Source organism: Bradyrhizobium sp. USDA3010 (genome assembly GCF_056429065.1).
Genome location: NZ_JBWJZD010000100.1, coordinates 1 through 4548, shown reverse-complemented (window position 1 = coordinate 4548; position 4548 = coordinate 1). Strand labels below are relative to the sequence as shown.

The following is a 4548-nucleotide window of genomic DNA, read 5'->3' as shown; positions in this document are numbered from 1 at the left end:
CCTCCAACGCGTTCACGAAGTCGGGTCGAAAAGCGGCGAAAAAGCCGAAGCGTTCGCGCGCGCCTTCACCCCGACCGGAAATGTTCCAGCTGCCCCGCCCGGCAATCATGAATAAGACGGGCTAGATCTCCTTGCGCTGCATCGCGCCGGCGATGTGGTCGGCCTGCCGGATCGCCAGTGACACGATCGTCAGCGTCGGATTGCACGCCGCGCCGCTCGTGAACTGGCTGCCGTCGGAGACGAACAGGTTCTTGATGTCGTGGGTCTGGCCGAACTTGTTGACCACGCCATCGCGCGGCTTCTCGCTCATCCGGTTGGTGCCCATGTTGTGGGTCGAGGGATAGGGCGGCGTCGGATAGGTCACGGTGGCGCCGACCGCTTCATAGACCGCGGAGCCCTGCTTGTAGGCGTGATCGCGCATCGCGACGTCGTTCGGATGATCGTCGAAATGCACGCTGGCGACCGGCAGGCCGAACTTGTCCTTGATCTTCGGATCCAGCGTGACGCGGTTGGTCTCCTGCGGCATGTCCTCGCCGACCAGCCACATGCCGGCCATTCGCGGATAGCCCTCGATCGCGCTGGTGAAGCTGCGGCCCCAGGCGCCGGGATTGAGGAACGCCGCCATGAAGGGCAGGCCGAGCGACAGCGTCTCCATCTCGTAGCCGCCGACGAAGCCGCGGCTCGGATTGTTCTTCGCCTCGTCTCGGATGATGCCGGCCATCGTGGTGCCGCGATACATGTGCACCGACTTCTCGAAGCTCGCATACACGCTGCCGGTCATGTGCCGCATATAGTTGCGGCCGACCTGGCCCGATGAATTGGCGAGCCCGTCCGGGAACATGCTGGAGGCGCTGTTGAGCAACAGCCGCGGGCTCTCGATCGAGTTGCCGGCGACCGCGACCACGCGGGCCTTCTGGCGCTGCATCGCGCCGGTCGTATCGGCATAGACCACGCCGCTGACCTTGCCGGACTGGTCGTGCTCGATCTTGATCACCATGCTGCCGGGACGCACTTCGAGATTGCCGGTGGCTTCGCCCTTCGGGATCTCGGTGTAGAGCGTCGACCATTTGGCGCCCGACTTGCAGCCCTGGAAGCAGAAGCCGATCTGCTGGCAGGAGCCGCGGCCGTCGCGCGGCTCGCTGTTGATCGCCATCCGTCCGGTGTGCACTTCCTTGTAGCCGAGCTTCTTGGCACCGGCCTCCATCACCTTGAAGTTATTGTTGCCAGGCAGTCCGGGGATGCCGTTGGTGCGGGTGACGCCCATCTTGTCCTCGGCCTTGGCGTACCACGGCTCCATCTCGGCGAGCGTGATCGGCCAGTCCAGCAGGTTGGCGCCGGGGATGCCGCCATAGGCCGACTTGATCTTGAACTCATGCTCGTCGAAACGCAGCGAGGCGCCGGCCCAATGCGTGGTCGAGCCGCCGACCGCCTTCACGATCCAGGCCGGCAGGCCCGGAAAATCCTGGTGCACGCGCCAGCTGCCCGAGGTCGAGCGCGCGTCGGACCAGGCGAGCTGGGTGAAGCTGTCCCATTCATCGTTGATGAAGTCCTGGTTCTCGATGCGCGGGCCGGCTTCGAGGATCACGACCTTGACGCCCTTCTGCGCCAGCTCATTGCCGAGCGTTCCGCCGCCGGCACCGGAGCCGACGATCACGACAACGCCGCTGTCATTCAGATCGAATTTCGCCATTGTTTCCTCCCGAAATTGTCCGCTTCACGCCTTCGGCAGCCAGTCGATATCGGCGAAGCCGCGCTTGATGTAGCCGCCGTGCTCGGCGGAGGAGCCCTCGTAGCCGAACCGCGGCCACACCTCCTTGTTGTTGTAGAGCGAGACGATGAGGTCGCCGCGGATCTTCTGGAAGAACGCACTCTGCTCGATCTGTTGCAGCAGCGCGACGCGATCGTTCTCCCAGGCGACCTGGACATAAGGCATCTTGTGGCGGTCGTTGGCCGCCTGATCGAGTCTCGCGACGCCCTCGTTGATCAGCGATTTGACCGCCGGATCCTTGGCGGCCTTGTCATCCCACGGCTTGACCGCCGTGATGTAGTAGCTGTCGCCGAGGAAATCGTGCGGATAGATGTCGCGCGCCACCTTCAGCAGCGTCTTCATGGTGGCCGGCGTCAGCGTGCCCGCCTCATCGGCCCATGCATCGGTGATGCCGAGCCCGGTCGATGTCGCGATCGCGACTGCCGGTGCGGTAGCAGCCGCGCCTTTGAGGAACACACGCCGGTCATATTTGCTGCGTCGATCGATTTCTCTCATGGGTTTCCTCCGTAATTTATTTTCTAATTGGATTAGCCGAAGCGCCCGCGGCGCTGGATCACCTCGATCTTGTAGCCGTCGGGATCGGAGACGAAGAAGAAGCGCGCCAGCGTCTTGCCGTCATGCTTGAAGTCGCGCAGCGGCCCGGGCGACAGCTTCTCCTTCTCGAAACGCGCGTGCTCGGCATCGAGGTCATCGACGACGACGGCGAGATGGCCGTAGCCGTCGCCGAGCGCATAGGGCTCCTTGCGGTCGAAATTGACCGTGAGCTCGACCTCGAAGGGCGAGGAGGGATGGCGCAGATAGATCAGCGCGAAGTCGCCAAATCGCAGATTGTCCGCGATCTCGAGCCCGAACGCGCGCTTGTAGAAGTCGAGCGCCTTGGCCTCGTCGAACACGCGGATCATCGAATGCACGGGTTTCGCCATTCAGTTCAGCTCCTTCAGATAGGCGATGATCATGGCGCGGGTCTCCGGCTTGGCCTGCCGGTAGGCCATCACGGCGCCTGCGATCACCTCTTGCGGATTGGTCAGCCAGGCATCGAGCCTGGCATCGTCCCAGACGAAGTCCGCGTTGGCGAAGCCCGCGGAATATTTGAAGCCGTCGGCCTTGCCGGCATGGCGGCCGACGACCTTGTAGAGCGACGGTCCTTGCCGGACGGGATCCGACATGTTGGTGGTGTGGCAGGTCGCGCATTGCTGCTTGAACAGCGTCGCCCCGTCGGGCGGTCTGGCGGCAGGCAAGGGCATTTGCGCAGCCGCCATTTGCACTGCAAACATCGCGCTGCAAAATCCCAACGCCAACGTCCACCTCGCACGCAGCTTTGTCATATACATCACCGCCTCTGTGCGGTGACTGTAGGAGGCTGAAATCGGCCGTTGGTAGTAGCGGGCTGTTTCACGGCAGAACAAAGCTGGGCGGCGATCTGGCGCGGAACCGATCCTTGCCGCATATGCGGACGACAAATCCGCAAAATGGCCGCGAAATCCCTGCACGATCACCACACGACGCCGCTTGCATTGCGCGTGCGCCGTTTGCGGAAAATTCAGTCTCGCGCGATGGGGTTCAGGATCGGCGTTGCAAACGGCGCACACCTGCGCCGCTCCGTCCATCGTCAATCAAAAGTCCAGGAGAAGTGGATGACGTTTGCAAAAACCAGCGTGCTCGCCCTTGCCATTACGGCCGCGATGGCCGGCCCCGTCCTGGCGCAGGGCGCGACGACGCCGGACACCCAGCTTCGCGGCGGTGCACAGGGCCGAGGTACCCTGCAGCAGGGCGGCGGCATGTCCGGCAGCGGCGATGAGGAAATGGCGGCGCAGCCGACTTCACCGACGCAAAAGAGCGGCACCAGCGCCAAGTCGGGCAACAAGGGAACGGTCGGCAGCGGCCACGCCACACCGAAGTCTGGTGGTTCCGAGATGGCGCCTGCAACCAAGAAGTATTGATCCCGCGATGATCGGATCCCGGATGCAGCGCCGCGCCTGCGCTGCGTCCGGTATTTCCTAATCGTCGAAACGTTGACTGCCGCGTCCGGCCTTGATGTCGCTGCGGCGTTTCTTGCCTTCGAGCCGGCGCTTCTTTGAGCCGAGCGTCGGCCTGGTCGGCCGCCGCGGTGTCGGCCGCACCATCGCCTCCTTCAGCATCTCGAACAGCCGCTCGATCGCGTCCGCGCGATTGCGCTCCTGGGTGCGGAAGCGGAAGGCCTGGATCACGATCACGCCGTCCTTGGTCATGCGGCTGCCGGCGAGCCGCGCCAGCCGCTGCGCCGCGTCCGGCGGCAGCGCAACCTTGTGGGTGTCGAAGCGAAGCTGGGCTGCGGTCGAGACCTTGTTGACATTCTGTCCGCCCGGACCGGAGGCACGGACAAAGACGATCTCAATGTCGTTCTCGTCGATCGTAAGGTCGCGGGACAGCCGCAGCATGACATCACCCGTGGAGGGAAGAATCGGCGGCCGCAGGATAGCGGGTTTGTGATGGGTGTGCTCGGGCGGTGTTCGTTACGTCAGCGGCCGGAGCGCGGGGCCACCCCTCTCCCCACCCTCCCCCGCAAGGGGGGAGGGAGCCTGAGAGACGTGCTCACATCACATCGCATCACAGCCGACACTTTCGCGGTCTGGCAAGTAAGGGGCGCACAAGCGGATGGGCTCCCTCCCCCCTTGCGCAGGGGAATCGCACGTGCGCGGCTGCAAGTAGTTGCCAAATCGGGAGAAAGAGATTCTGAAGGTCGCTCCTGATCTAGAGGGAGCGGCCGATGCAACGATTTGCCGAGTGCTTCGAAGATTTGC

The 4548-nt window shown here is 63.8% G+C and carries 6 protein-coding genes; 1 reads left to right on the top strand and 5 read right to left on the bottom strand.

Going from position 1 to position 4548, the window contains the following annotated elements:
- Positions 1-121: 121 nt before the first annotated feature.
- The 4 genes from AC066Y_RS42890 to AC066Y_RS42875 are packed head-to-tail and all read right to left on the bottom strand — an operon-like array spanning position 122 to position 3012.
- Positions 122-1690 carry a GMC family oxidoreductase gene (locus AC066Y_RS42890; RefSeq protein ID WP_478279094.1) on the bottom strand — a complete coding sequence of 523 codons (1569 nt, stop codon included), beginning with the start codon at positions 1688-1690 and terminating at the stop codon, positions 122-124.
- Positions 1691-1714: 24 nt separating this feature from the next.
- Positions 1715-2263, bottom strand: a complete 549-nt coding sequence (locus AC066Y_RS42885) for a gluconate 2-dehydrogenase subunit 3 family protein (protein ID WP_456657634.1) — start codon at positions 2261-2263, stop codon at positions 1715-1717.
- A 32-nt stretch (positions 2264-2295) separates the two neighbouring features.
- The gene (locus tag AC066Y_RS42880) at positions 2296-2691 is read right to left on the bottom strand and encodes a VOC family protein (protein ID WP_478279093.1); all 396 of its coding nucleotides are present in this window, start codon (positions 2689-2691) and stop codon (positions 2296-2298) included.
- Positions 2692-3012: a c-type cytochrome gene (locus AC066Y_RS42875; RefSeq protein ID WP_478279092.1), complete on the bottom strand. Its 321-nt coding sequence runs from the start codon at positions 3010-3012 to the stop codon at positions 2692-2694. It abuts the gene before it with no gap.
- Between the two features lie 225 nt (positions 3013-3237).
- Here AC066Y_RS42875 and AC066Y_RS42870 point away from each other — a divergent pair, with 225 nt between their 5' ends.
- Positions 3238-3708: a hypothetical protein gene (locus tag AC066Y_RS42870; RefSeq protein WP_478279091.1), complete on the top strand. Its 471-nt coding sequence runs from the start codon at positions 3238-3240 to the stop codon at positions 3706-3708.
- A gap of 57 nt (positions 3709-3765) precedes the next feature.
- On the opposite strand, the gene arfB is transcribed toward AC066Y_RS42870, so the two are convergent.
- Positions 3766-4185 (bottom strand): alternative ribosome rescue aminoacyl-tRNA hydrolase ArfB, encoded by a 420-nt coding sequence (arfB, locus tag AC066Y_RS42865; protein ID WP_456720797.1) that lies wholly within the window; start codon positions 4183-4185, stop codon positions 3766-3768.
- Between the last annotated feature and the right edge of the window lie 363 nt (positions 4186-4548).